Genomic DNA, 25193 nt, shown 5'->3' with positions numbered 1-25193 from the left:
GCCCTCCCCGTCGGCGGGGGTGACCACCGGCGCGTGCCGTTCCGGTGTGATGCCGGCGCGCCGCCGGTAGTCCTCGACCAGCTCGCGCAGCGCCGCGCCGGTGGGGCGGCGGCCTGGCCGCACGTCGCAGGTGCCCACCTTGCTCTCCTGGATCAGCACGTTGGGGTCGAGGGTGATCCCGAACAGGTCGTTCGCCGAGTCGCCGGTCACCAGGCCCTCGAAGCCGAAGTGGTACGGCAGCCAGACCTGGTGGATGATGCGATCCTCCACCCGCAACGGCGTGAGCCGGTCGGTGACCAGCACCTTCGCCTCGATGACCGCCCGGCCGCTGACCAGGTGCGCCCACCCGAGGTGGGTGAGCCCCGCCTCGGCGGCCAGTTCCGGGGACACCTCCACGAACATCTCCGGCTGCAGCTCGGCCAGCGGCGGCACCGTGCGGCTCATCCCGCCCGCCGTGTGGTGCTCGGTGAGCCGGCTGACCGTGAACACGTACGGGAAGACCTGCGAGTGCTCCTCGGGCGGGCTCGGGTTCACCGAGTTCACCGGGTGCGGGTACACCTTCCGGGTCGGGTTCGCCTGCTGCCGGTAGAGCGGGTTGCGCAGCGGCGACTCGGCCGGCTCGTAGTGCGTCGGCATCGGCCCGTCCACCACCCCGGTGGGCGCGTACAACCAGGCCTTGCCGTCGCCCTGCATGACGAACGCGTCGTCACCGGCGATGCCCTCCGGCCCGGACGTGCCGGGCGCCGGCCGGTACGACGGAGGCTTCGTCTTCTCGAAGTCCGGCACGTCGTAGCCGGTCCACTCGCCCTTCTCCTCGTCCCACCAGACGTACTTCTTCCGCTCGCTCCACGGCCGCCCCTCGCGGTCGGCGGAGGCACGGTTGTAGAGGGTCCGCCGGTTCGCCGGCCACGCCCAGCCCCACTCCCCGGCCACCCAGTTCTGCTCGTGCCGCGGCTTGCGGCGCGCCGCCTGGTTCACCCCGTCGGCGTACACGCCGCTGTAGATCCAGCAGCCCATCGCCGTGGAGCCGTCGTCGCGGGCCTCGGTGAAGCCGCCGAGCGGACGGCCGGTCGCCACCTCGAACCCGTTGATCTCGCGCAGGACCGCCTCGGCGCTCGGCTCGGCGAGCGGACCCTCCGTCGGGTAGTCCCAGGCGAGGTCCAGCAGCGCGCGGTCGCGGGGCTTGTCCGAGCCGGCCAGCTTCTCCCGCAGCTTGCGTCCCAGGTGGTAGAAGAACCACAGTTCGGAGCGGCAGTCGCCCGGCGGCTCCACGGCCTTCTCCCGCCACTGGAGGAGACGCTGGGTCTGCGTGAACGTGCCCTCCTTCTCCACGTGCGAGGCGGCCGGCAGGAAGAACACCTCGGTGCGGCACTGCTCCGGCACGATCTCGCCGGTGGCCACCTCCGGAGCGTTCTTCCAGAACGTCGCGCTCTCGATCATGAACAGGTCGCGGACCACGAGCCAGTCCAGGTTGGCCATGCCCAGCCGCTGCGCCCGCCCGTGCGCCGAGCCGACCGCCGGGTTCTGCCCGAGCAGGAAGTACCCCTTCACCTTGCCGTCGATCATGTTGAGCACCTGCTGGTAGGTGCCGTGGTCGCCGGTCAGCCGCGGCATGTAGCCGTAGCAGAAGTCGTTCTCCGGCGTCGCCTTGTCACCCCAGTACGCCTTCAACAGGCTGGCGCAGTAGGCGCGGGCGTGGCCCCAGTAGCCCTTCTGGCCCGGGTGCCGGATGCTGCTCGCCCACGCGTCGAACGTGGGGTGCGTCGCGTGGTGCGGCATCGGCAGGTAGCCGGGAAGCAGGTTGAACAGCGTCGGGATGTCGGTGGACCCCTGGATGCTCGCGTGCCCGCGCAGCGCCAGGACCCCGCCGCCCGGGCGGCCGATGTTGCCCAGCAGGCTCTGGATGATCGCGCCGGTGCGGATGTACTGCACGCCGACGCTGTGCTGCGTCCAGCCCACCGAGTAGATGAGCACCCCGGTGCGTTCCCGGCCCGAGTTCTCCGTCCAGGCGCGGGCCAGTTCGAGGAACTTCTCCTGCGGGATGCCGCAGACCCGCTCCACCATCTCCGGCGTGTAGCGGGCGTAGTGCCGCTTCAGGATCTGGTAGACGCAGTTCGGGTGCTGCAACGTCTCGTCCCGCCGCACCACGCCGGGGATCGGGCTCCCGTGCGACTCGTGCCGCAGCCCGGCCGCGGTCTCCCGCGCCTCCTCCGTGTCCTCGGCACCGCCCCCGTTCTCCTGGCCCGCGTACTGCCAGGAGGTCTGGTCGTACGTGCCGGTCTCCGGCTTGAATCCGGAGAAGATGCCGTCGCCGTCCTCGGTGTCGACGAACTGGTCGCTGACGATCGTGGCCGCGTTCGTGTAGGCCAGCACGTACTCCCGGAAATCGAGCTCGTTCTCCAGGATGTAGCGCACCACCCCGCCGAGCAGGGCGATGTCCGTGCCCGCCCGGATCGGCAGGTACGTGTCGGCCAGCGCGCTGGTCCGCGTGAACCGCGGATCGACGTGGAAGACCTTGGCGCCGCGACGCTTCGCCTCCATCACCCACTGGAAACCCACCGGGTGGGCCTCGGCCATGTTCGAGCCCTGGATGACGATGACGTCAGCGTTGGCGACGTCCTGCTGGAAGTCCGTCGCACCACCGCGACCGAAGCTGGTCCCCAGACCGGGGACGGTGGCGGAGTGTCAAATACGGGCCTGGTTCTCGATCTGGAGCGCCCCCATCGCCGTGAACAGCTTCTTGATGAGGTAGTTCTCCTCGTTGTCCAGCGTCGCCCCGCCCAGGCTGGAGATGCCCAGGGTGCGGTTCAGCGGCCGGCCCTCGTCGTCCACGTCCTCCCAGGTCTGCTCGCGCGCGGCGAGCACCCGGTCGGCGATCATGTCGAGCGCGACGTCGAGATCCAGGTCCTCCCACTCCGTGCCGTACGGTCGGCGGTAGCGGACCTTCGTCTGGCGCAGGGGGCTCGTCACGAGGCTCTTGCTGGCCGCGCCCTTCGGACACAGCCGGCCACGGGAGATCGGGCTGTCCCAGTCACCCTCGATCTGGGTGACGCGACCGTCCTGGACGTACACCCGCTGGCCGCAGCCGACCGCGCAGTACGGGCACACCGAGCGGGCCACCCGATCGGCGGTCTCGGTGCGGGCGGTCAGCTCCGCGGAGCGCTCCGACTGCGCCGCCGCGCCCCGACCCAGCGGATCCGTGCCGGTGAGCTGCCGGTAGACCGGCCAACCCTCGATGAAGGTCCGGATGCCCACCCGACACCTCCTCACGTCCGCGACGCCCGACCCCATGAACATAAGGCAGCGGCCGTGACCGCGCGACCCGAGCGGGCGGATTCCCCGTCGCTCCCGCCTTCGGTGGACGCCGGGTGGACGCCGGGTGCGGACATGCCGCTGGCCGGCACCCGTTCGGGTGCCGGCCAGCGTGTTTCCCCCTGTATGTCAGGTCTGTGTGGTGGTTAGCTGTGGGGGTGTCAGCTGTTCCAGTGCTGGGCGACCAGGTCGGCGGCCTGCTGCTCCCACTGGGCGTAGGCGTCCGGGTACGCCGACACCTGCACGGTCTGGGCGGCGTCGGTCAGGGGCATGTCCTGCCAGCCGTCGACCTGCTTGAGGCCCTTGAGGAACGCGGTGGTGGAGTACTCGGGGTCGGTGATCTGCTCCGGCGTGCCCCAACCCGAGCTCGGGCGCTGCTGGAACAGGCCCAGCGAGTCGTGGTCGTTGGCGTCGCCGAGGTGGCCCAGGTTCTCCAGCTTGGATTCCTGCAGGCTCGTGGCGATGGAGATGACCGCCGCCCGCTCGGGCAGGCCGTTCTTCTTCGTCGCCGCGATGATCGCCTTCGCGTTCGCGGTCTGCTCGTCGTTCAGCTCGATGCGCGACTGGGCGCCCTGGGTGCCGTGCGGGATCAGCTTCCCGGTGTCGGGCTTGTCGGTCTGCACGACCGCCACCGGCCGCGCGTCGACCGCGTGGTGGCCGCTGGTGTGGGCCGCGATCGGGCCACCGACCACGCCACCGGCGAACGCCAGACCAGCGATACCGAGCACGCTCTTACGCAGGATCGTGTTCATGATGAAAGCTCCTCGGGGGTGAAGGTCCACGCCCGTTCGGGGGATCGGGGCGTGGATCTCGGGGGACGAGCACACGGGTGCGCTCGAAGGGGGGAAAGTCTCGGGGGGTCCGCGGCCTGTGGTGGGCGGGGGTGCCGCACCGGGCCGGGTCCGTGTCCAACGACCCGGGCCGGCCGTCATTCCCCGGCGCCAGGCCGGGGGGCGGCGGCGGGGCGGTGCCCTACCGGGGCCGTGGATCGGTGTGCAACGACCGGCGGCCGGCCATCATTCCCGGGACCTCACCTGTGCCGGCGGGCCACCGGGGCCGGGGGCCTGCTGCCTCGGCCGTCAGGGGTGTTCAACGACCCCGGCCCGCCCACGATTCCGGCCCCAGGGTGCCACCGACCACACCCCAGACCACCCACAACCGGACAGCCGGCGATCCGCCGGCACCCCCGACCGGCAGATCAGCCCCACACCGCCGACACCACGGCATACCGGACATCCGGAGCCGCCGGGCGGCCGGCGCCGACTCGACCAAACCCGCGCAGCCCCGTCACCGGCGGACCACAAGCCCCGGACCGCCCACAGCCGCCCGGGATCGCCCACCCGACCAGCCAGCCGCCGCCCCGCACGACGAGTCGATGACGCCTCTTCCCGCACGAAACGCAGTCGATCAACACTGCCCGGCCCGGCGGGCGTTACCCTGGCACCATGCAGGGCACTTCACCGAGCCTCGCCGGCGTGGCCTTCCTGGCCCGACCGGGGCGCCCTGCGGTGGTCACCCCCACCCTCGCCGAACTCACCGGACCCACGCACGGCATCGTCGAGCTGCCGGTACGCCTCATGTGGAACGCCGAGCGCACGTTCGACCTCGCCGACCCCGACCAGTTGCTCTGGCTCTACGAGAACGTGCTGCGCGAAACCACCCGCACCGAGGACCTGCGCCAGCTGATCGACGGTCGCACGCTGCGCCAGGTGTGGCCCCTGCTCAACCTTCCCCGCGGCGTACGCCGGGCGTGGGAGGAGCGCCACCCGGCGCTGCGCGACGCGTGAACGCACCCCACCTGCACGAGTTCTACCGCGAGGTGGCCCGCGTGGCGCTCACGGCCGCCGGACCGCACCGGTTCGTCCTCGGCGGCGGCGTGGCCTGGGCCGCGCACGGGCTGGTCGCCCGCCCCACCGAGGACGTCGACCTCTTCGCCGACGTCGAGGGCGCCGCCGCGGCCGCCGCCGCGGGCGTGCGTACCGCCCTCGAACGGGCCGGCTTCGAGGTGGCCGACGCCGACCCGGACGGCGACGTCGCCGACCTGTTCGAGGGCTACGAGCAGGACATGAAGGACTTCGTGGTGAGCCGGGACGGCCGGCAGATCCGGCTGAGCCTGGCCCGCCTCGACCGGCACCGTAGCCCCGTCGTGATGGATCTCGGCCCGGTCATGGACGTCCGCGACCTCGTCGCCAACAAGATCGCCGCCCTCGTGAACCGGCGCGAGGTACGCGACTACATCGACGTCGCCGCGGCCCTCGACCACTACGACGTGGCGGAGCTGCTCGACCTGGCCCGCCAGGTCGACCCCGCCCTCGACCCGGAGGACGTCCGCGCCGCCGGCCGCTACCTGGATCGCATCCCCGCGCAGCGGTTCGCCCGCTACGGCCTCGATGCCGCGGCGGTGGCGCGGGTCCGGCAGCGCCTCGCCACCTGGCCCCGCTGACCGCCGGCCGGGCAGCCACCCGACGGCGCCCCGCGACTCAGGTGATCGGGCGGCCACCCGTCACGCCCAGCACCTCCCCCGTCACGAAGCTCGACTCCTGGGAGGCGAAGAAGACGTACGCGGGCGCCAGCTCGGCCGGCTGCCCCGGCCGCCCGATCGGCGAGCTGGCGCCGAACGACTCCACCGCCTCCTCGGGCATCGTGGCCGGGATCAGCGGCGTCCACACCGCGCCGGGGGCGACCGCGTTCACCCGGATGCCCCGGTCGGCGAGGGCCTTCGTGAAGTTCGCGATCCCGGCCTTCGTCGTGGCGTAGTCGATGAGCTGCGGCGACGGCTCGTACGCCTGGATCGACGCCGTGTTGATGATCACCGAGCCGTCGGGCATGTGCGGGATCGCGGCCTTGCAGAGCCAGAACAGCGCGTACAGGTTGGTCTTCATCACCCGGTCGAACTGTTCGGTGCTGACGCCGAGGATGCCCTTCTCCTGGGACATCTGGTAGCCCGCGACGTTGACGAGGATGTCCAACCCACCGAGGTCGGCGACCGTCCGCTCCACCAGCGCCTCGCAGTGCCGCTCGTCGGCGAGGTCGCCGCGGACGGCCACCCCGCGCCGCCCGGCCTCCTCGACGAGTCGGACGGTGTCCCGGGCGTCGGCGTCCTCCTCCTCGCCCAGGTACGAGATCAGCACGTCGGCGCCCTCCCGGGCGAACGCGATGGCGACGGCCCGGCCGATGCCGGAGTCACCGCCGGTGATGAGCGCCCGCTTGCCGGCGAGCCGGTCGCTGCCCCGGTAGGACTCCTCGCCGTGGTCCGGCCGAGGGGTCATCCGCCCGGTGACCCCGGGCGGGTTCTGCTGCTGCTTCGGCTGCCCCGAACGCTGGCCGTACTGGCTGGTCGGGTCCTGCTGGCGGTACTGGTCCTCACTCACCGACGTCTCCTCGCGCACCTGCCGGAACGGTCCCCCACCGCCCTACCCGGGCACATCGCCCGGAAACCGCCGGACGCGACGCCGGCACCCGGCGCCGACCTCCCGCCCCGACGGCGCTCACGGACGGTGACTGATCGGGCCCCTGTGACAGGAGTGACGAGCGGTGGTTATGGTGCGCTCGGCGCCCACCGGCGCGTCCACCCCCATGGAAGGGCACATCATGACCTCTCCCTCCGGTCCCTCGCGCCGGCAGGTGCTCGCCGCGGCCGCCGCCGCGGTCGCCGCCCCGCTCGTCGCCGCCGCACCCGCGCACGCGGCCGGCGCGGCCGGGAAGCGCACCTGGGACCTCACCCTCCTGGGTACGTCCGACACCCACGGGAACGTCTACAACTGGGACTACTACCGCGACGCCGAGTACGACGACAGCAAGCACAACGACATCGGCGTCGCGAAGCTGGCCACGCTCATCAACCAGATCCGCGCCGAGCGGCGCGGCAAGGCCACGCTCGTGCTCGACGCCGGCGACACCATCCAGGGCACTCCGCTGGCCACCTTCTACGCCAAGCAGGAGCCGATCACCAGCACCGGCGAGAAGCACCCCATGGCCCGCGCCATGAACATCATCGACTACGACGCCGTGACGCTGGGCAACCACGAGTTCAACTACGGCCTGCCGCTGCTGGACCTCTGGATCCGCCAGCTCGGCTTCCCGGCCCTGGCCGCCAACGCGATCAACGCGAAGACCGGCAAGCCGGCCTTCCTGCCGTACGTCATCAAGAAGGTCTCCCTCGGCTTCGCCGCACCGACCCTGCGGGTCGGCATCCTCGGCCTCACGAACCCCGGCGTGGCCATCTGGGACCGCGGCAACGTCGAGGGCAGGCTGCGCTTCGACGACATGATCGCGACCGCGGCGAAGTACGTGCCGATCATGCGCGAGCGCGGCGCCGACATCGTGCTGATCTCGGCGCACGGCGGCGACAGCGGCACCTCCAGCTACGGACCGGAGCTGCCGAACGAGAACCCGGTGGCGCTGATCGCCCAGCAGGTGCCCGGGATCGACGCCATCCTCTTCGGACACGCGCACAACGAGGTCGTCGAGCGGTTCGTGACCAACGAGAAGACCGGCGAGCAGGTGCTGCTGTCGGAGCCGTCGAAGTGGGGCCAGCGCCTCACCCGGATGGACTTCACGCTCGCCCGCGAGCGCGGCCGGTGGACGATCACCAAGAAGTCCGCCACCATGCTGAACACCAACACCGTCGTGGAGGACCCCAAGGTCCTCGCGGCCGTGCGCGCCCAGCACGCCAAGACCGTGGCGTACGTCAACCAGGTCGTCGCCCGGGCCACGGTGGAGATGTCGACCGTGGAGTCGCGGTACAAGGACACCCCGATCCTGGACTTCATCAACCACGTCCAGGCCGAGACGGTCACCAAGGCGCTGGCCGGCACCCAGTACGCCGACCTGCCGGTGCTGTCGCAGGCCTCGCCGTTCAGCCGCACGGCGGTCTTCCCCGCCGGCGACGTGAAGATCCGCGACGTGGCGGGGCTCTACGTCTTCGACAACACGCTCGAGGCGGTCGTGCTCACCGGTGCCGAGGTGCGCGCCTACCTGGAGTACTCGGCGAAGTACTTCGTGACGCTCGCTCCCGGCGCACCGGTCGACCCGGAGACCATCAGCGACCCGTTGGTGCCCGACTACAACTACGACGCACTCTCCGGCGTCGACTACGACATCGACATCGCCAAGCCGGCGGGCCAGCGGATCACCCGGCTCGTGCTGCCCGGCACGGACACCCCGGTGGCCGACGACGCGCAGTTCGTCGTGGCGGTGAACAACTACCGCCGCAGTGGTGGCGGGAACTTCCCCGGCATCGTCAAGACCCAGGTCTACAACGAGCAGCAGGAGATCCGCCAGCTGCTGATCGACTGGGCGCAGGAGAAGGGCACGATCGACCCGGCCGACTTCTTCCAGCCGAACTGGCGGCTCGTCCGCGACGGCGTGCCCGTCTTCTGACCGACGCCAGGACGGGCCGTGGGGTGAACCCGCGGCCCGTCCGCGTCACCGGCACCGGCCTCAGGCGCCGTGCCGCAGGTCCCAGCGCTCCGGGTCGTCGACCGGCAGCACCCGACCCGGATCTGACTCGGTGAGCGCGATCCGCTCCTCGGGCCGGACCGCGGGCGGCAGCTCGCCGAACCGCACGTGCCGGAGGAACGCGTACTCCTCGTCGGTGAAGCTCGGCTCGCCGTGGTCGGTGCTCGGCCCACCGTGGTCGTCGCTCATCGGGCACCCCCTCTCGCGCAGGTCCATTCTCGCCCCGGCACGGCACGGACACGAGCACCCGTCGGGCCGTGGGCGACTCCCCCACTCGGCCGCTGGTCGCGGCTCTCGTCGTCGGGTGCCTTGTCGGTTCCCGCGGACCTCACATCGCGTAAGGCATCCTAGGATCCTGGGTGGTAGAAGGACTGCGCGACGAACGGGTGCGTCGGTGAGCGGCGGCGACAGGCCCCGGACCGAGCCGACCCAGGCCGCGTCGACGCGCAGCGGGTCACGTGGGGCGGCCCGACCTCCGGGACTGTCACGTCGAGGTGGGACGCGCGTGCGGAGGCCCCCGGGCGGGGTCAGGCCGACGGCGGGGTCAGGCCGACACGGCGTCCCGCCGGTCACGGCGGCGAGGCCCCGGCAGGCGGTCCAGCACCGCGAGGACGGCCCGCACCTCCGGACGCGCCATCGCCTGGTCGAAGCTCGCCCGGCCCTGGCAGAACCGCACGAACATCCGCCAGCCGGGCGGGGTCGCCACGAGGCCGTGGAACGCCTCCGGCCGGCGCGAGAAGAGATCGAGCAACCGATGGCCGGCCCGCATCGAGGGCACCAACCGCTCGGCCACCGCCCGCTCGTACGCGCCCAGGTCACCCTCGGCCACCGCCGCGCCCGCCAGCTCACCGGAGCGCAGCGCGTAGCTGATCCCCTCCCGGCTCCACGGTTCGAGCAGCCCGGCGGCGTCCCCGACGACCAGCACCCGCCCGTGGCGCAGCGGGGAATCCTCCGCCCGGCAGCGGGTCAGGTGCCCGGAGTCGTGCGCGGCCGGGGCGTCGGCCAGGCCGAGCCGGTCGACGAACGCCCGCAGGTAGTCCCGCGTGCGCTCCCCCTCCCCGCGCGCCGCGATCACACCGACGGTGAGCCGGTCGCCCTTCGGGAAGACCCAGGCGTACGACCCGGGCAGCGGCCCCCAGTCCAGCAGCACGTGGCGGCGCCACCGCTCCTGCTGCTCCGGCGGCACCTCGATCTCCAGCTCCAGCCCCAGGTCCACCTGCCGGTAGCGGACGCCCACGTGCCGGGCGGTGACCCCGGAGGAGCCGTCCGCGCCGATCACCGTCCGCGCGCGCACGGTGGAGCCGTCGGCCAGCCGCAGGCGTACGCCGTCCGCGTCCTGTTCGAGCGCCCGCACCGGGGCCCGCTCGCGTACCTCGGCCCCGGCCTCCACCGCGGCGGCGCGCAACCGGTCGTCGAACTCCTCCCGGCGCACCATCGTGATGAGCGGCCCACCGTGCCGGCGGCTGAACTGGCGCCGCCCGTTGCGGGTGAACGTCACCCGGTCGACGCGGTCGTGGGCGGGCACCTCGATCCGGTCCTGCACGGCGGCCAGCGACGTGCCGATCAGGCCACCGCCGCAGGTCTTGTACCGCGGATGGGCGGCCCGCTCGACGACCAGGGTGCGTACGCCCGCGCGGGCCGCGGCGTACGCGGCGGAGAGCCCGGCGGGGCCTGCCCCCACCACGGCGAGATCCCAGACGATCACGGATGCAGCCTAGGGCACCCCGGCGCGCCCCGACCGCCGGCAGGGCCCCGCGCCGCCCGGTCCGCCCCCCTTTCGGGTGGGCATCTTCGGGCGGCCAAGGGGTAACCGCGCAGCGCAACCGCCGGTCCAGCGGCGGGCGCGACCGAAGGAGGACATGATGCAGCGGGTGCAACTGTCGGAGATCGAGGAACGGGTGTACCAGGCGGTCGCCGCACTGGAGGCCCGCGGACAGGTACCGTACCCCGACATGATCGCCGAGGAGGCCGGGCTGACCGAGGAGCAGCTGCACACTCCGCTGCACCTGCTCACCGAGAAGAACCTGCTGCACCGGGAGGACTCGCCGATGGCCGGGCTGGATTTCGGTCCGCGGTTCTGCGCGCGCCAGATGGCGTGACCCGCGCGAGGGTTCCTCCCCCGCTGGCCGGGGTAGCGGTCAGGGGTACATGATCGACGGTCGACGGGGGGCACGATGAGCGCGGCGGGTACCCCGCCGGCCGACATCGACCCAGCAGAGAACCGGCGACGCTGGCAGGCCCTCGGGGTCGGCCTGGTCGCCGCGTTCATGACGTTGCTCGACGTCAGCATCGTCAACGTGGCCGTGCCCTCTCTGGACCGGGCACTCCACGCGTCGCCCAGTGACCTCCAGTGGGTTCTCTCCGGGTACGCGCTGACGTTCGGCCTCGTCCTCGTCCCCGCCGGACGCTTCGGCGACGCCCGGGGCCGGCGCAACGCGTTCGTCTTCGGGATCGGACTGTTCACCCTCACCAGCGCGTTCGCCGGCCTGGCGCCCTCCCCCACCTGGCTCGTCATCGCCCGACTCCTCCAGGGCGCCGCGGCCGGCATCGTCAACCCCCAGGTCACCGGCGTCATCCAGGAGATGTTCCGCGGGCCCGAGCGGGCGCGCCCCTTCGGGCTGCTGGGCGCCACCATCGGCATCTCCACCGCCGTCGGGCCGCTGCTCGGCGGACTGCTCATCGCCCTCGGCGGCCAGGACCACGGCTGGCGGTACGTCTTCTTCGTCAACGTGCCGGTCGGCATCATCGCGATGATCCTCGGGTGGCGGCTGCTCCCCAGCCGGGTCAAGGGGCACGGGGACCAGCACCGACTCGACCCCGTGGGGGTGGTGCTGCTCGGCGTCGGCGTCCTGCTCGTGCTGCTGCCGCTCGTGCAGGAACAGCAGTGGCGGACGCCGTGGAAGTGGACGCTCATCCCCGTCGGGCTGCTGGTGCTGCTCGCGTTCGCGCTGTGGGAACGGCGGTACGCGCGGCAACGGCAGCCGCTGTTCGACCTGAAGCTGTTCCGCTTCCGGTCGTACACGTTGGGCGCGCTGATCGCCCTCATCTACTTCGGCGGGTTCACGGCGATCTTCTTCATCTTCACGCTCTTCCTGCAGAACGGGCACGGCTACAGCGCCCTGATCGCCGGCCTGGCCATCACCCCGTTCGCGCTCGGCTCGGCGGCCGCCTCCGCGCTCGGTGGCCGCATCGTCAACCGCCTGGGCCGACCACTGGTCGCCGGCGGGCTGCTCGCCGTGGTCCTCGGCCTCGCCGGCACGGCACTGGCCCTCCGGCTCTTCCCGAACGCGCCGGTGCCGTGGGTGACGGCGGCGCCCCTGCTCCTCGCCGGCCTGGGCAGCGGGCTGGTGATCGCGCCGAACCAGACGCTCACCCTCTCCGAGGTGCCCATACCGCAGGCGGGCAGCGGCGCCGGCATGCTCCAGACCGGGCAGCGGATCGGGGCGGCCGCCGGCATCGCCGCGGTCGGCTCGGTGTTCTTCGCCGCGCTGGCCAGCAGCCGGGGCGACTGGACGTCGGCGTTCGAGCACGCCCTCGTGGTGGCGACCATCATCATCGCGCTCGCGCTGGTCGCCGCCGTCGTGGACATCATCCTCGGCCGCCACGACCCCTGAGCCCGCCGACCGAGGCGCCCCCGACCTTCCCCCTCGATCATGAGGTTGGCGGGGAGGAATGTCCGGCTCGCCCCCGCCAACCTCATGATCACCGGGACGGGGTGGGGCCGGCCGGGACACGACGATGGCCGGCACCCTCGGGGTGCCGGCCATCGTGTGGTTGCGGTTGTCAGCTGTTCCAGTGCTGGGCCACCAGGTCAGCGGCCTGCTGCTCCCACTGGGCGTAGGCGTCCGGGTACGCCGACACCTGCACCGTCTGGGCGGCGTCGGTCAGCGGCATGTCCTGCCAGCCGTCGACCTGCTTGAGGCCCTTGAGGAAGGCGGTGGTGGAGTACTCGGGGTCGGTGATCTGCTCCGGCGTGCCCCAACCCGAGCTCGGGCGCTGCTGGAACAGGCCCAGCGAGTCGTGGTCGTTGCGGTCGCCGAGGTGGCCCAGGTTCTCCAGCTTGGACTCCTGCAGGCTCGTGGCGATGGAGATGACCGCCGCCCGCTCGGGCAGGCCGTTCTTCTTCGTCGCCGCGATGATCGCCTTCGCGTTCGCGGTCTGCTCGTCGTTCAGGGCGATGCGGGACTGGGCGCCCTGGGTGCCGTGCGGGATCAGCTTCCCGGTGTCCACGCCCGGCTTGTCGGTGTGGACGACCGCGACGGGCTTCGCCTCGTGCACCGGGGCGGCGTGGGCGGTCACGGGGCCGGCGGCCACACCGGTGGCGAACGCCAGACCAGCGACACTGAGCATGCTCTTCCGCAGGATCGTGTTCATGATCAAAGCTCCTCAGGGGGTGAAGGTCCACACCCGTTCGGGGGATCAGGGCGTGGATCTCAGGGGAACGAGCACGGGGGTGCTCGAAAGGGGGGGAAGTCTCGGGGGGTTCCACGGCGCGTGGTGGGCGGGGGTGCCGCACCGGGCCGGGTCCGTATCCAACGACCCGGGGCCGGCCGTCATTCCCCGGCGCCAGGCCGGGGGGCGGCGGCGGGGCGGTGCCCTACCGGGGCCGTGGATGAGGGTGCAACGACCGGCGGCCGGCCATCATTCCCGGGGGTCCCGCCGATCGGGCGGGCCACGCAGGCCGGGGGGCCTGCTGCCTCGGCCGTCAGGGGTGTTCAACGACCCCGGCCCGCCCACGATTCCGGCCCCCGAGTGCCACCGGCCACACCCCAGACCACCCCATACCGGACAGCCGGCGATCCGCCACCGCACGGGGCGAGCAGGTCCACCCCATGTGGCCGACACCCGGCATACCGGATGGCCGGACCCGGGCCGCCCGAGCGGGGCGCCGCGCAGCAGCTCGCAACAGACCGCCCCCAGCGCCGGCGCGCCCGGCCCGAACACGACAAACGGCCGGCCCCTACCGGGACCGGCCGAATGTCGACACACTCACCAGAGCTGCTGGACGATGTCCGCCGCCTGGTCCTCCCACTGGGCGTACGCGAACGGGTACGCCGAGACCTGCACGGTCTGCGCGGCCTGGGTCAGCGGCAGGCCCTGCCACCCGTCGACGTTCTTCAGCGCGTTGAAGAACGCGGTGGCGGAGTAGTCCGGGTCGGTGATCTGGTCGGGCGTGCCCCAACCGGACGACGGGCGCTGCTGGAACAGGCCCTGCGAGTCGTGGTCGTTGTACGCGCCGAGGTGGCCGAGATTGTACAGCTTCGACTCCTGCAGCGACGTGGCCACGCCGATCACCGCGCCCCGCTCACCCACGCCGGTCTTCTTGGCGGCCTCGATGATGGCCTTGGCGTTGGAGAGCTGCGCGTCGTCCAGCGGGATGCGCGACTGGGCGCCCTGGACGCCGTACGGGACGAGCTTGTCCCGGCTCGGCTTGGCGCTGAACGGGTTGCCGTGGCCGGACCCGGTGGTCAGGCCCGACTTGGCCTGGTCGTCGTGCCGCTCCGCCCCCGGCTTGCCGGTGGCGAGGTCGATGGCGGCGATGGCACCCTCGTGGGGTCCGGCAGTGACGGGGGCGGCCACTGCGGTCGGCCCGAGTGCGAGGCCGCCGATGGCGGCAACACCCACGACGCTCAGTGCGGTCTTGCGGTAAGAGTCCTTCGCGATGGCCGGGAGCCATCGAGTGAAGTCCAGCTTCACGATGGTTGCCCTTTCGATCATGCGAAGCGCTCGGGGATGAGCACTCCTCGGGGGATGTCCGCACCGGAAATGGGTTTGTGCTCGGGCGGTACGGGGGACACAACGAGGTTGGCCTGTCGGTCATTCCGGATATGCGCGGGCCCCGGCCGGATGCGATCCCGGTCACCTCGGGAACACGGACAGTCAGCACAGGCCGGCCGAGACGCCGCGTCGTGCCGTCCGGTCAGGCGACGCGAACCCGACGGACGACGCGACCGGTCCGATATTGATCAGTCGAGCCGACAGGCAACGGGCGTGGCGGAAACGCCGCATCGACAGGGGCCGAGCCGCATGCAGCGGGCGACGGGTCGACGCGAGCGCGGGCGACCAGGATGCCGGTGTCAGCACCACCGAAGCCGCCCGCGTCACCAACAGCGGCGGGAGGGCGGTGATTCCAACCCGGTGTCGGCGGCGCCGCAGCGGTGCGAGCGGCAACCGCCCAGCGGATCGACCGGGGGTCAGCGCTCCCGGTCGCCGTCGGTGCCGAAGCCGTCGAGCGTCGACCGCTCCTCGAGGGTGCGCAGCTCCTGGAAGACGGTGATGTGGAGGTCGGCCGGCGCGTCGAGGCGGGCGTTCAGCGACTGCCAGGGGGTGACGGTCGGCGGGGCGATCTCCTCCGCACCGGCGGCGACCAGGCGCGCGGTCGCGGCCCTGGCGTCGTCGACCTCGAACGCGACCCGGATGCGAGGCGCCACCTGCCGGCCCACCTCGACGTCGTCGATCATCCGCTTCTGCGCCGGGTTCGCGATCTCCAGGGTCGCCCGTCCGGCGTCCAGGATGACGACCCGGGCGTCACCGTCACCGGAGAAGGCGGCCTGCTCGGGGAGGCCGAGCGCGTCGCGGAAGAACGCGACCGCCGACTCGTAGTCCTCGGCCTCGACGACGAGCCGGAGTTGACGGACGGCGGGCGGACGGTCGGCGGCATCGTGGGGCACGCCGACCGATCCTAGCCGCCCCGGACACGCGGGCCCCGGCGGCCGGGACCGGACGATAGGGTGTGGAACCCCATGGCGTACGGCGAGGAGCCCGGATGAGCGAGGTACGGCACGTCCTGCGGCCCGTCGGCTGGGTCGAGTCGCCGCTCACCGATGCGGCGACCGCGCCGAAGCAGGGTGACGAGGGCGCGCCCGAGTCCTGGCTGGTCTTCGTGCCGGAGGTCGCGCCGGCCGTACGGGACCTGCGCCCCGGCACCGACGTGCTGGTGCTCACCTGGCTCGACCGGGCCCGCCGGGACGTGCTGACGGTGCACCCGCGCGGGGACGTGTCCCGGCCGGAGACCGGTGTGTTCGCCACCCGGTCGCCGCACCGGCCGAATCCGATCGGGCTGCACCGCGTACGCCTGCTGGCCGTCGACGGCCTGCGCGTGCGGGTGGCGGACCTGGAGGCGCTGGACGGCACCCCGGTGCTCGACGTCAAGCCGGTGCTGGGCGGCCAGGACGAGCGCTGACCGCCCGCGGCGGCGGGCGGCGCTCGCGGGACCGCCGCCGGCACCGGCGGCGGTCCCGGACTCCACGACCGCCTCGGGTCAGTGGCCGCGCGCGATCCACTCGTCGAGGTGCGGCGCCTCGGCGCCGATGCTGGTGTCGTCGCCGTGCCCGGTGTGGACGACCGTCTCGGGCGGCAGGGTGAGCAGCCGGGTCCGGATCGACTCGATGATCGTGCCGAAGTCGCTGTACGAGCGGCCGGTGGCGCCCGGTCCGCCGGCGAAGAGGGTGTCGCCGGTGAACACGGCGCCCAGCGCCGGCGCGTGGAAGCTGCAGGCGCCGGGGCTGTGACCTGGGGTGTGCAGCACCCGCAGCGCGATGCCGGCCACCTCGACGGTGGCGCCGTCCCGCAGGTCGCCGCCGGGTGCCACGTCCGGGTGGACCAGGTCCCACAGCACCCGGTCGGCCGGGTGCAGCAGTACCGGCGCCCCCGTGGCCCGGGCCAGCGCCGGGGCGGCCCGGACGTGGTCGTCGTGCGCGTGCGTGGCGAGGATCGCGCGGACCCGGCGCTCCCCCACCACCGTCAGGATCGCGTCGGCGTCGTGCGGCGCGTCCAGGACGACGCACTCGTCGTCGTCGCCGACCACCCAGACGTTGTTGTCGACGTCGAAGGTCTGCCCGTCGAGGGAGAAGGTGCCGGAGGTGACGGCGTGGTCGACGCGGGCGGTCACGGGAACACCACCACCGACCGCAGCACGTCGCCGCGGTGCATCCGGGCGAACGCCTCCTCGACCTGGTCCAGGGCGATCTCCTCGGTGACGAACGCGTCGAGGTCGAGGCGGCCCTGCAGGTAGAGCGAGGTCAGCATCGGGAAGTCGCGGCTGGGCAGGCAGTCGCCGTACCAGCTCGACTTGAGGGCGCCGCCGCGGCCGAACACGTCGAGCAGCGGCACCTCGACGGTCATCTCCGGGGTCGGCACGCCGACCAGCACCACGGTCCCGGCGAGGTCGCGGCCGTAGAAGGCCTGCTTCCACGTCTCCGGGCGGCCCACCGCGTCGATGACCACGTCGGCGCCGAAGCCGCCGGTGGCGGCGCGGATCGCCTCGACCGGGTCCTCGGCGGAGGCGTCGACGGTGTGGGTGGCGCCGAACCGGCGGGCCCAGTCGAGCTTGCGCGCGTCGGTGTCGATCGCGACGATCGTCGTCGCGCCGGCGAGCGCCGCGCCCGCGACGGCCGCGTCCCCGACACCGCCGCAGCCGATCACGGCCACCGAGTCGCCGCGGGTCACGCCACCGGTGTTCATCGCCGCGCCGAGACCGGCCATGATCCCGCAGCCGAGCAGCCCCACGGCGGCGGGCCGGGCGGCCGGGTCCACCTTCGTGCACTGCCCGGCGTGCACGAGCGTCTTCTCGGCGAACGCGCCGATGCCCAGGGCGGGGGCCAGCTCGGTGCCGTCGGTGAGGGTCATCTTCTGCGAAGCGTTGTGCGTGGCGAAGCAGTACCAGGGGCGGCCACGCCGGCAGGCCCGGCAGACCCCGCAGACCGCCCGCCAGTTGAGGATGACGAAGTCGCCCGGGGACACCTCGGTGACACCCTCGCCCACCTCCTCGACGATGCCGGCCGCCTCGTGCCCGAGCAGGAAGGGGTAGTCGTCGGTGATGCCGCCCTCGCGGTAGTGCAGGTCGGTGTGGCAGACCCCGCACGACTGGATCCGGACGACCGCCTCACCGGGCCCCGGGTCCGGCACCACGATGGTGGTGACCTCGACGGGCGCGCCCTTGCTGCGGGAGATGACTCCCCGGACCTCCTGGCTCACGGTTTCCCCTCCTGCTCAAGCGGTGGTGTCGGGGGCGGCCGGTCGGCGCGCGGCACGACCGCCGGTCGGCCCGGGCTGAACCTATCGCGATCTTCGCGCCCGGCCTAGAGCCCCGACACGCCGGACCAGCCCGAGCACGCCGGACCAGCCCGAGCACACCGGACCAGCCCGGCGCACCGGACCGGCGGGCGACGCCGTACGGGCGGGTTAGCTCGGCCGGCCCCGGGGTAGGCGGGGGCACGGTCCGACTCTCACCGCAGGGAGTAATCATGAAGGTGGCACACGTGCCGCTCCGCGCCGCCGTCGGCGCGTTCGTGCTCAACTCGGGCCTGTCGAAGCGGAACCTGGAGGGCGAGGCGGCGCAGGGGATGCACGGCATGGCCGTCGGCGCCATCCCCCAGCTGCGGCAGATCCCGCCGGACCGGTTCGCCAAGCTGCTGTCGTACAGCGAGGTGGCGCTGGGGGCGGCGCTGCTCGTCCCCTTCGTCCCGTCGGCCCTGGTCGGTCTCGGGCTGACCGCCTTCGGCGCCGGCCTGGTGCAGCTCTACCTGAAGACGCCGGGGCTGCGCCAGCCCGGCAGCGTACGCCCCACCGAGGCGGGCACCGGGCTGGCCAAGGACGTCTGGCTGGTCGGCGCCGGGCTGACGCTGGTGCTCGACGGCCTCACGCCCCGCCGCTCGCGCGGTTGACGGCCACTGCCCCGCCGGCCGCGCCCGGCAGGGTGACCGGTTCGGCGGACGCCGCGTCGGCGGCGAGCCGGCGGCGGGCCGCGTTGCGGTAGCGGAGCACCTGGACGGCGCCGAGCGCCCAGAGCGCGTACTGCACGGCGAACGCCCAGCGGAACGCGGCCAGGCCCGGCGTGCCACGGCCGGACGGGGTGGCGAGGTCGAGCACCACGCCGACGGCGAGCACCAGGATGATCGAGGCCACGAAGCCGCCGACGTTCACGATGCCGGAGGCGCTGCCCATCCGGCTGGCCGGGTTGAAGGTCCGGGCGTAGTCGAAGCCGATCATCGAGGCGGGGCCGTTGACGGCCAGCACGAGCACCAGCACGACGAGCAGCCACCGGGGAGCGGGCCCGGGCCAGGCGAGCACCACGGTCCAGGCGGCCGCGGTGGTGGCCACCACCGTGAAGACCAGCACCGAGCGGCGCAGCGGGTGCCGGCCGCAGAGGTGGGCCAGCAGCGGGCCGACGAGGAGGCCCGCGACCGTCATCACGGTGAGCAGGGACGCTGCCGCGGTGGGCGTGAGGCCCTGCCCCTGCACCAGGAACGGGTAACCCCAGAGCAGGGCGAAGACGGTGCCGGAGAACTGGGTGACGAAGTGCGTCCACAGGCCGAGCCGGGTGCCCGGGTGGGCCCAGGCGGCGGCGAGGACCGGGCGGACCGTGGCCGGCCGGGGTGACCCCGGGGCGGTCTCGCGGTGGGGCGTGTCCCGCACGGCGACGAGCACCAGCAGCACGGCCGTCGCGCCCAGCGCCGCGGCGACGAGGAACGCCGGGGTCCAGCCGGCGTGGTGCAGCAGCGCCACCAGGGGTACGGCGCCGAGGATCGCGCCGAGCTGGCCCAGGGTGCCGGTGAGCTGCACGACGAGCGGGTTGGTGCGGCCCGGGAACCAGAACGTCACGATCCGCAGCACGCTGATGAAGGTCATCGCGTCGCCGAGCCCGACGAGGATCCGCGCCACGACGGCGAGCCGCACGTCGGTGGCGAGGGCGAAGCAGAGCTGGCCGGCGACCATGAGCACGCCGCCGACGACGAGCAGTCGCCGCGAGCCGAACCGGTCGAGCAGCATCCCGACCGGGATCTGCATCGCCGCGTACACGGCGAGTTGGGCCACGGAGAAGGTGGCCAGCGCGGAGGCGTTGATGTGGAACCGGTCCGCGGCGTCGACCCCGGTGACGCCGAGGGAGCTGCGGTGGAAGACGGCCGCCACGTACGCGGCGAGGGCCACGCCCCAGACGAGCAGGGCGGAGCGGCGGGAGACGGTGGGGGCGGCGCTCACCGCAGGGTCCGCAGCACGGTCGCCGAGTTGTCGATGTGTGCCGCGACGGCGGCCAGCCACCGTGCCGGATCGTCGTCGTCGAGGGCCGCGAGCTGCGCGGCGTGCTCGGTCAGCGCCACGTCGGCCCAGCCGGGCGAGAGGCGGAAGCTCGCCTCGCCCATGCGCAGCTGCCGGTCGCGCAGCCGCTGGTACAGCTCGGCGAGGATCTCGTTGCCGGCGGCGTCCACCACGGTGGCGTGGAAGGCCCGGTCGGCGGCCATCAACGCGCTCAGGTCACCGGCCGCGTGCGCGGCGCGCATCTCGGTCAGCCAGCGACCGAGGTCGGCCCTGAGCTCGGCGCGGCGGGCCCAGACCCGCTCGGCGGCGTGCAGCTCGACCAGGCGGCGGGCCTCGACGACGTCGGCGATCTCGCGGGCGGACACCGGCCGGATCAGGGCGCCCCGCTTCGGGTAGAGCTTCACGAGCCCTTCCGACTCCAGCCGCAGCAGCGCCTCGCGCACCGGTGTCCGGGAGACACCGGTCGCCTCGGCGATCTCCCCCTCGCTGACGAGCGACCCGCCGGGGTAGACCTGCTCGAGGATGGCCTGCTTGAGGTGGCGGTACGCGCGCTCCGCGGCGGACGGCGCGGCGGCCCGGGAGGGCGCCGAGGGATGCGTCATGTATCTATCGTGCGCCCATGGTGGAAGCGCGTGCCGGGGTGGGCCGCGCGACGTGGCGCCTACCACCTCCGGCGGCCGGTGTGCCGGGCGTCGTCGGCCCACCGCCGCCGGTGACGGCCGGTCGCCGGGGCGGGCGCCGTCGACCGGCGCAGACACCGGTGGGGCGGCCACGGAGGCCGCCCCACCTGCTCACCTCACCGCCGCGGCGCGGCGGCGGTCGCTCTCAGAAGCCGAGCGCCGTCCGGCCCCCGACCACCGGCAGCCGCACCTCGCTGTCGTTCGGCGCGACCCGCAGCTTCGTGCCGCCCAGCGGCAGCAGCGTGTACTCCTGGTCGGTGGAGAAGACGACGACGCCGATGCGGTGGCCCGCCGGGAAGACGTAGTCCTTCGGCTCCAGGGTCCAGCGGTAGTCGTACAGCTTGCCCTGCTTGACCGGCCGCGTGCGGGACGGGTCCGTGCGGTTCTGCGGGTCCATCCAGCCCCGGGTCACCACCCTCGGCTCGGCCGTCGAGCCGGCCGGGCCGTAGTCGACCAGGTAGGCGGTGAGGTTGGCGTCCGGCTTGTTGTCGATCGCCATCCGCAGCCGCATCTCCGGGCGTCCGGAGATGCGGACCTCGTCGGTCAGCGCCGGGGACAGGTACGCGAGACGGTTCGGGCTCGCCGCGTCCGGGTCGGCCACGAGGGTGTCCGGGTGGATCGTGCGGCCCTCGTCGACGAAGCTCTGCTCGACCCTGGCCTTCGGCCGGTGGCCCGAGGTGAGGGTGCCCGGCCGGGCGGCGTCCGTCGCGGCCAGCTTCACGGCCACCTCACGGGCGGCCGGGTCCGGCCAGTTGGCGTACGTCGTGTACACCCGGTCCTCGCGCTGGAGCACCGCGGTCGGCTCGTCCATGATGCCGTTGGGCACGTTCCACAGCCAGTAGTCGAACCAGCGGTTCTCGGTCTGCTTGTAGGTCCACGTCCGACCGTCCGGCAGGGTCACCGACGCGTTGTTGCCGGGGCCGCCGTGCCCGCCCTGGTGCAGCCAGATCTTGCGCGGCACGTGACGCTTCGCGAGCTCGTCCCACCAGCCGGCGAAGTGCTCGGTTTTCACGTTCCAGTCGTTGAGGCCGTGCACCACGAAGACGCTGGCCTCCACGCGGCGGGCGTCGAGGTAGTCACGGTCGGCCCAGAACCTCGAGTAGTCGCCGGTCACCCGGTCCTGCTCCGCGGTGAGCGCGGCGATCTCGTCGGCGCAGCGCCCCTCCGCCCGCGCCCGCCCGGCGGTGAACTGCGCGAGGACGTCGGTGTCCTCGCCCTGGTAGGTGCCGGGGGCGACGACCAGACCGTTGGCCCGGTAGTAGTCGTACCAGCTGCTGATGGCCGAGACCGGCACGATCGTCCGGAGTCCCTCCACGCCGGTCGTGGCGACCTGGTTGGGCAGGGTGCCGTTGTAGGACACCCCCGTCATGCCGACCGCGCCCGTGGTCCAGTCCGCCGTGACCGGCGCGCCGTTGGCGTCGAAGGCCTTCGCCCGCCCGTTCAGCCAGTCGATGACCGCCTTGGTGCCGAGGGTCTCCGCCTGGTCGCCGCTGGTCGGGCAGCCGTCCGAGTCGGCGGTGCCGACGCTCTGGCCGAGCACCACGGCGTAGCCGCGCGGGACGTAGTAGTCGTCCAGCGAGCCGGGCAGGTTGGCCTTCGCCTCGGCGCGCTGGACCCCCATGTCGAGGGAACGCAGCCCGGAGCGGGTGACGCCGTTCTGCGGCAGCTCGTCCACCAGGACGCTCGGGTACGGCACGTCGCCCCAGGTGTCCTTGCGGTACGGGCTGTGCTCGAAGATGACGGGCACCTTGAAGCCCTCGGTGGCGGTCTCCCGGGGCCGGGAGATGTCGATGGCCACCCGGTCGAGGCGGCCGTCGTGGTCGGTGTCCACGGGCGTCTGGACGTACACCCGCTCCTCGATGGCGTCGGCGAGCGAGAACACCGGCTGGGTCATGCCGTCACTGACCACGATGCCCGGTGCGGCGGCCGTGGGCCGGGGAGCCGCCGCCGCCGGGGCCGCGCTGAGGACCAGGACGCCGGAGACTCCGACGCCGAGCAGGGCGAGATAGGGGGGTCGACGCACAGCGTCTCCCTTCGGTCGGGCTGGTGGCCGGGGTGCGGCCAGGGGGCGATCCCGAAGATCGGTTCACCCCGATCCTAGGTTCGCGCGGCGCTCACGTCGATCACCGTCGAACGACGGGCGCCCGCCGATCCGCCGGCCTCACCCCCGTCCCTCCGCCCCGTGGCGGGTCGCGGACAGCAGCCCGTCGGCGCACACCCCGAACGGCTCGCCGAGCCGGGTGAGCAGGTCGGCGAGCCAGCGGGCCTCGTCCGCCGTCGCCCGCTCCAGCCGCATCCGGCGCATCCGCACCGGCGCCGCCCGCAGCTCGCGCAGCTCACCGGTCGCGGCGTCGAGCGTGGGCAGCCAGAGCAGCCGCAGCTGCGGCCGGTACTCCTCCCGGCCGCTGATCCCCTCGTAGTCGTCGAGGAGGTCGCCGCACCCGTAGAGGACGAGCCGGCCACGGTGGACCTCCACGGGTCGCGGGTGGTGCGACGAGTGGCCGTGCACCACGTCGACCCCGGCCTCGACGAGGCGGTGGGCGAACTCCCGCTGCTCCGGCGCCACCGCGTACCCCCAGTTGGACCCCCAGTGCACGGAGACCAGCACCCGGTCCGCCGGCCCGGCCTGCGCGGCGATCCGCTCGGCGAGCGCGTCCGCCGACGCCGCCGTCACCTCCGGCAGGTGGGCCACGCCGGGCCGGTCGGGCCCGGCGGCCCAGTACGGCGGCACGCCGCTCGACGCGGCGGCCACCGCGAAGACCAGCAGCCGGCGGCCACCGGGCAGCGGGACCCGGGCGGGACGCCAGGCCGCGTCCGCGTCCCGGCCGGCGCCGGCCGTCGCGATGCCCGCGCCGGCGAGCGCGTCGAGCGTGTCGGCGAGACCGTCGGGGCCGAAGTCGAGCACGTGGTTGTTGGCCAGCGCGCAGACGTCGAGCCGCGCCGCGGTGAGGCACGGCACGTTGGCCGGGTGCATCCGGTAGTGCACGGCCTTGCCGGGCTCGTGCGCGCCCCGCCCCGTCACGGCGGTCTCCAGGTTGACGACGCGCACGTCGGGGCGGAGGTCGTCGAGCAGGTCGAGGGCCACGCCCCACGGCCACGACGGGGTTACGGGGCGCGGCAGCGGGCCGGAGGCCCGCTCGGCCAGCCCGACGTAGTCCCGCGCGTCCCGGACCAGTTCCTCGCGCAGGTCGGGTGGGCCCGGGTGCGGGAGGACGGCGTCCACGCCGCGTCCGGTCATCACGTCCCCGGCGAGGAAGAGTCTCAGGCGATCGTCGGCCACCGGACCACTCTCGCGCCCGGCCGGCCGCCGTATCCGCCGTACCGCCGGATCCACCGCACCGCGGCGCTCGCGGGTGCGGCCGGCGCGGGCCGGAGATTCGGCCCCGACCGGCCGGAGGGGTGGCTATCGTGTGGACGACGGCCGGCCCGAGGAGCGCGCGTGAGCCAGACCGGGTCCGTGCGCCCGTGGTACCGGCGGATGACCGCGCGGCGGCCGGACGAGCCCCACCGCAGCGCCACCCCGCTGGAGCTCTTCTTCGACCTGTGCTTCGTGGTGGCGGTGGCGCAGGCGGCCGCGGGCCTGCACCACGACGTGGCCGAGGGCCGCGTCGGGCACGCGGTGGGCGGCTACCTGATGGTCTTCTTCGCCATCTGGTGGGCGTGGATGAACGTGACGTGGTTCGCCTCCGCCTACGACACCGACGACGACGTCTACCGGATCACGACGCTGGTGGAGATCGCGGGCGCGTTGATCCTCGCCGCCGGGGTGCCCCGCGCGTTCGAGGTGGGCGACTTCACGACGATCACCTACGGGTACGTGGTGATGCGCCTCGCCGCCGTCACACACTGGATCCGCGCGGCGGCCGGCGACCCCGGGCACCGGGCGGCGGCCGTCCGGTACGCGGTCGGGGTGGCCGTCGTGCAGCTCGGCTGGATCCTGCGGCTTCACCTGCCCGACGGGTGGCGGGTGGGCTCCTTCGTGGTGCTGGTGCTCGCCGAACTGCTGGTGCCGGCGGTCGCCGAGCGTCCCGGGATGACGCCGTGGCATCCCCGGCACATCGTCGAGCGGTACGGGTTGTTCACCCTCATCGTGCTCGGTGAGGTGGTGCTGGCCACGTCGGTCGCGGTCCAGACCGGTGTGGACGCCGGCCAGCGCTCCCTGTGGTCCCTGGCGGCGGCCGGCGCCGTGATCGTGTTCGCGCTCTGGTGGCTCTACTTCGACCGGCCCGTCGAGGTGTCGACCCGGCTGCGCCGCGCGCTGTTCTGGGGGTACGGCCACTATCTGATCTTCGCCTCGGTCGCGGCCGTCGGCGCCGGGCTCGCGGTGCGGGTGGACCACGAACGCCACCAGGCGCACCTCTCCGGGGTCGGCAGCGCGTACGCGATCGCCGTTCCGGTGGCCGTCTACCTGCTCACCCTCTGGGCGCTGCACGTCCGCCGCCAGCAGCACGGTCCGGCGCGCGCCGCCTACCCGGTCGTGGCCGCGCTGGCGTTGCTCACCCCACTCGGGCCGGTGCCGGCGCACCTCCTCGCGGGCCTGCTCTTCGTCCTGGTGGCGGTCACCGTGGTGGCCCGGCGGCGGTCCACATCGTCCGCCGCCGGACACGTCCGCAGGTGACCGGAGGCCGGCCGCCGGCGTCCGGAACGCGGACCCCCGTACCCATCCGGTATGGGGCACAGCCGCCCGGATGTGGGCAGAATTGG

General features: G+C 73.2%; 20 protein-coding genes and 3 pseudogenes. 8 read left to right on the top strand and 15 right to left on the bottom strand.

Annotated elements, in window-relative coordinates; genetic code table 11:
- Nucleotides 1–18: 18 nt before the first annotated feature.
- Nucleotides 19–3255 (bottom strand): annotated as a pseudogene (fdh, locus tag D7I43_RS26695) (formate dehydrogenase); the annotation flags it as partial.
- Nucleotides 3256–3473: 218 nt separating this feature from the next.
- Nucleotides 3474–4064, bottom strand: coding sequence for a hypothetical protein (locus tag D7I43_RS26685; protein ID WP_120331330.1), 591 nt, complete (start codon nucleotides 4062–4064; stop codon nucleotides 3474–3476).
- Between the two features lie 693 nt (nucleotides 4065–4757).
- On the opposite strand from D7I43_RS26685, the gene D7I43_RS26680 reads away from it, so the two are divergent.
- Both D7I43_RS26680 and D7I43_RS26675 read left to right on the top strand, forming a co-directional pair.
- Complete coding sequence (locus D7I43_RS26680) at nucleotides 4758–5099, top strand: hypothetical protein (RefSeq protein WP_120331329.1); 342 nt, start codon at nucleotides 4758–4760, stop codon at nucleotides 5097–5099.
- A complete protein-coding gene (locus tag D7I43_RS26675) occupies nucleotides 5096–5755 on the top strand; it encodes a nucleotidyl transferase AbiEii/AbiGii toxin family protein (RefSeq protein ID WP_240033178.1) in 660 nt (219 codons plus the stop codon). Before D7I43_RS26680 ends, D7I43_RS26675 begins: the two co-directional genes overlap by 4 nt.
- 37 nt (nucleotides 5756–5792) lie before the next feature.
- Here the strand turns inward: D7I43_RS26675 and D7I43_RS26670 are convergent, their stop codons facing one another.
- Nucleotides 5793–6683: an SDR family oxidoreductase gene (locus D7I43_RS26670; protein ID WP_120331364.1), complete on the bottom strand. Its 891-nt coding sequence runs from the start codon at nucleotides 6681–6683 to the stop codon at nucleotides 5793–5795.
- A 220-nt stretch (nucleotides 6684–6903) separates the two neighbouring features.
- Between D7I43_RS26670 and D7I43_RS26665 the strand changes: the two genes are divergently transcribed.
- On the top strand, nucleotides 6904–8694 hold the full coding sequence (locus D7I43_RS26665; RefSeq protein WP_120331363.1) for a bifunctional metallophosphatase/5'-nucleotidase: 1791 nt from the start codon (nucleotides 6904–6906) through the stop codon (nucleotides 8692–8694).
- A gap of 60 nt (nucleotides 8695–8754) precedes the next feature.
- Here the strand turns inward: D7I43_RS26665 and D7I43_RS26660 are convergent, their stop codons facing one another.
- Both D7I43_RS26660 and D7I43_RS26655 read right to left on the bottom strand, forming a co-directional pair.
- Nucleotides 8755–8961: a hypothetical protein gene (locus tag D7I43_RS26660; protein ID WP_120331328.1), complete on the bottom strand. Its 207-nt coding sequence runs from the start codon at nucleotides 8959–8961 to the stop codon at nucleotides 8755–8757.
- Nucleotides 8962–9316: 355 nt separating this feature from the next.
- Nucleotides 9317–10477 (bottom strand): geranylgeranyl reductase family protein, encoded by a 1161-nt coding sequence (locus tag D7I43_RS26655; RefSeq protein ID WP_120331327.1) that lies wholly within the window; start codon nucleotides 10475–10477, stop codon nucleotides 9317–9319.
- Between the two features lie 157 nt (nucleotides 10478–10634).
- On the opposite strand from D7I43_RS26655, the gene D7I43_RS26650 reads away from it, so the two are divergent.
- Both D7I43_RS26650 and D7I43_RS26645 read left to right on the top strand, forming a co-directional pair.
- Nucleotides 10635–10871 carry a hypothetical protein gene (locus D7I43_RS26650; protein ID WP_120331362.1) on the top strand — a complete coding sequence of 79 codons (237 nt, stop codon included), beginning with the start codon at nucleotides 10635–10637 and terminating at the stop codon, nucleotides 10869–10871.
- Nucleotides 10872–10946: 75 nt separating this feature from the next.
- Complete coding sequence (locus tag D7I43_RS26645; protein WP_120331326.1) at nucleotides 10947–12386, top strand: MFS transporter; 1440 nt, start codon at nucleotides 10947–10949, stop codon at nucleotides 12384–12386.
- Between the two features lie 169 nt (nucleotides 12387–12555).
- Here D7I43_RS26645 and D7I43_RS26640 read toward each other — a convergent pair whose 3' ends face one another.
- From D7I43_RS26640 to D7I43_RS26630, 4 genes and pseudogenes are all read right to left on the bottom strand, one after another.
- Nucleotides 12556–13146 carry a hypothetical protein gene (locus D7I43_RS26640; protein WP_120331325.1) on the bottom strand — a complete coding sequence of 197 codons (591 nt, stop codon included), beginning with the start codon at nucleotides 13144–13146 and terminating at the stop codon, nucleotides 12556–12558.
- A 615-nt stretch (nucleotides 13147–13761) separates the two neighbouring features.
- Nucleotides 13762–14205: pseudogene (locus D7I43_RS34455) on the bottom strand (hypothetical protein); the annotation flags it as partial.
- A gap of 78 nt (nucleotides 14206–14283) precedes the next feature.
- Nucleotides 14284–14469 (bottom strand): annotated as a pseudogene (locus D7I43_RS34450) (hypothetical protein); the annotation flags it as partial.
- 497 nt (nucleotides 14470–14966) lie between these two features.
- Nucleotides 14967–15443 (bottom strand): VOC family protein, encoded by a 477-nt coding sequence (locus tag D7I43_RS26630; RefSeq protein ID WP_120331323.1) that lies wholly within the window; start codon nucleotides 15441–15443, stop codon nucleotides 14967–14969.
- Nucleotides 15444–15538: 95 nt separating this feature from the next.
- Here D7I43_RS26630 and tsaA point away from each other — a divergent pair, with 95 nt between their 5' ends.
- Nucleotides 15539–15955, top strand: coding sequence for a tRNA (N6-threonylcarbamoyladenosine(37)-N6)-methyltransferase TrmO (tsaA, locus tag D7I43_RS26625; RefSeq protein WP_120331322.1), 417 nt, complete (start codon nucleotides 15539–15541; stop codon nucleotides 15953–15955).
- A gap of 78 nt (nucleotides 15956–16033) precedes the next feature.
- Here tsaA and D7I43_RS26620 read toward each other — a convergent pair whose 3' ends face one another.
- Complete coding sequence (locus D7I43_RS26620; RefSeq protein ID WP_120331321.1) at nucleotides 16034–16663, bottom strand: MBL fold metallo-hydrolase; 630 nt, start codon at nucleotides 16661–16663, stop codon at nucleotides 16034–16036.
- Entirely contained in the window at nucleotides 16660–17748 is a 1089-nt protein-coding gene (locus D7I43_RS26615) for an S-(hydroxymethyl)mycothiol dehydrogenase (protein ID WP_120331320.1), read from the bottom strand. The genes D7I43_RS26620 and D7I43_RS26615 overlap by 4 nt, the downstream gene beginning before the upstream one ends.
- A gap of 269 nt (nucleotides 17749–18017) precedes the next feature.
- Here D7I43_RS26615 and D7I43_RS26610 point away from each other — a divergent pair, with 269 nt between their 5' ends.
- Nucleotides 18018–18437 carry a hypothetical protein gene (locus tag D7I43_RS26610; protein ID WP_120331319.1) on the top strand — a complete coding sequence of 140 codons (420 nt, stop codon included), beginning with the start codon at nucleotides 18018–18020 and terminating at the stop codon, nucleotides 18435–18437.
- On the opposite strand, the gene D7I43_RS26605 is transcribed toward D7I43_RS26610, so the two are convergent.
- From D7I43_RS26605 to D7I43_RS26590, 4 genes are all read right to left on the bottom strand, one after another.
- Nucleotides 18412–19752: an MFS transporter gene (locus tag D7I43_RS26605; RefSeq protein ID WP_120331318.1), complete on the bottom strand. Its 1341-nt coding sequence runs from the start codon at nucleotides 19750–19752 to the stop codon at nucleotides 18412–18414. The two genes, D7I43_RS26610 and D7I43_RS26605, sit on opposite strands and share 26 nt — an antisense overlap.
- Entirely contained in the window at nucleotides 19749–20411 is a 663-nt protein-coding gene (locus D7I43_RS26600) for a GntR family transcriptional regulator (protein WP_120331317.1), read from the bottom strand. The genes D7I43_RS26605 and D7I43_RS26600 overlap by 4 nt, the downstream gene beginning before the upstream one ends.
- Before the next feature lie 223 nt (nucleotides 20412–20634).
- Nucleotides 20635–22512: a Xaa-Pro dipeptidyl-peptidase gene (locus D7I43_RS26595; protein WP_120331316.1), complete on the bottom strand. Its 1878-nt coding sequence runs from the start codon at nucleotides 22510–22512 to the stop codon at nucleotides 20635–20637.
- A gap of 138 nt (nucleotides 22513–22650) precedes the next feature.
- Nucleotides 22651–23769, bottom strand: a complete 1119-nt coding sequence (locus D7I43_RS26590; RefSeq protein ID WP_120331315.1) for a CapA family protein — start codon at nucleotides 23767–23769, stop codon at nucleotides 22651–22653.
- Nucleotides 23770–23928: 159 nt separating this feature from the next.
- Between D7I43_RS26590 and D7I43_RS26585 the strand changes: the two genes are divergently transcribed.
- Entirely contained in the window at nucleotides 23929–25107 is a 1179-nt protein-coding gene (locus D7I43_RS26585; RefSeq protein WP_240033177.1) for a low temperature requirement protein A, read from the top strand.
- Nucleotides 25108–25193 lie beyond the last annotated feature (86 nt).

Source organism: Micromonospora globbae (assembly GCF_003610785.1).
Taxonomy (GTDB): Bacteria; Actinomycetota; Actinomycetes; order Mycobacteriales; family Micromonosporaceae; genus Micromonospora; species Micromonospora globbae.
This window is presented reverse-complemented; position numbering and strand designations above follow the sequence as displayed.

Coding starts and splice junctions, on each gene's coding strand:
- D7I43_RS26645 (WP_120331326.1), top strand. CDS start 10,947: ATGAGCGCGGCGGGTACCCCGCCGGCCGACATCGACCCAGCAGAGAAC.
- tsaA (WP_120331322.1), top strand. CDS start 15,539: ATGAGCGAGGTACGGCACGTCCTGCGGCCCGTCGGCTGGGTCGAGTCG.
- D7I43_RS26610 (WP_120331319.1), top strand. CDS start 18,018: ATGAAGGTGGCACACGTGCCGCTCCGCGCCGCCGTCGGCGCGTTCGTG.
- D7I43_RS26685 (WP_120331330.1), bottom strand. CDS start 4,064: ATGAACACGATCCTGCGTAAGAGCGTGCTCGGTATCGCTGGTCTGGCG.
- D7I43_RS26665 (WP_120331363.1), top strand. CDS start 6,904: ATGACCTCTCCCTCCGGTCCCTCGCGCCGGCAGGTGCTCGCCGCGGCC.
- D7I43_RS26650 (WP_120331362.1), top strand. CDS start 10,635: ATGCAGCGGGTGCAACTGTCGGAGATCGAGGAACGGGTGTACCAGGCG.
- D7I43_RS26600 (WP_120331317.1), bottom strand. CDS start 20,411: ATGACGCATCCCTCGGCGCCCTCCCGGGCCGCCGCGCCGTCCGCCGCG.
- D7I43_RS26680 (WP_120331329.1), top strand. CDS start 4,758: ATGCAGGGCACTTCACCGAGCCTCGCCGGCGTGGCCTTCCTGGCCCGA.
- D7I43_RS26660 (WP_120331328.1), bottom strand. CDS start 8,961: ATGAGCGACGACCACGGTGGGCCGAGCACCGACCACGGCGAGCCGAGC.
- D7I43_RS26640 (WP_120331325.1), bottom strand. CDS start 13,146: ATGAACACGATCCTGCGGAAGAGCATGCTCAGTGTCGCTGGTCTGGCG.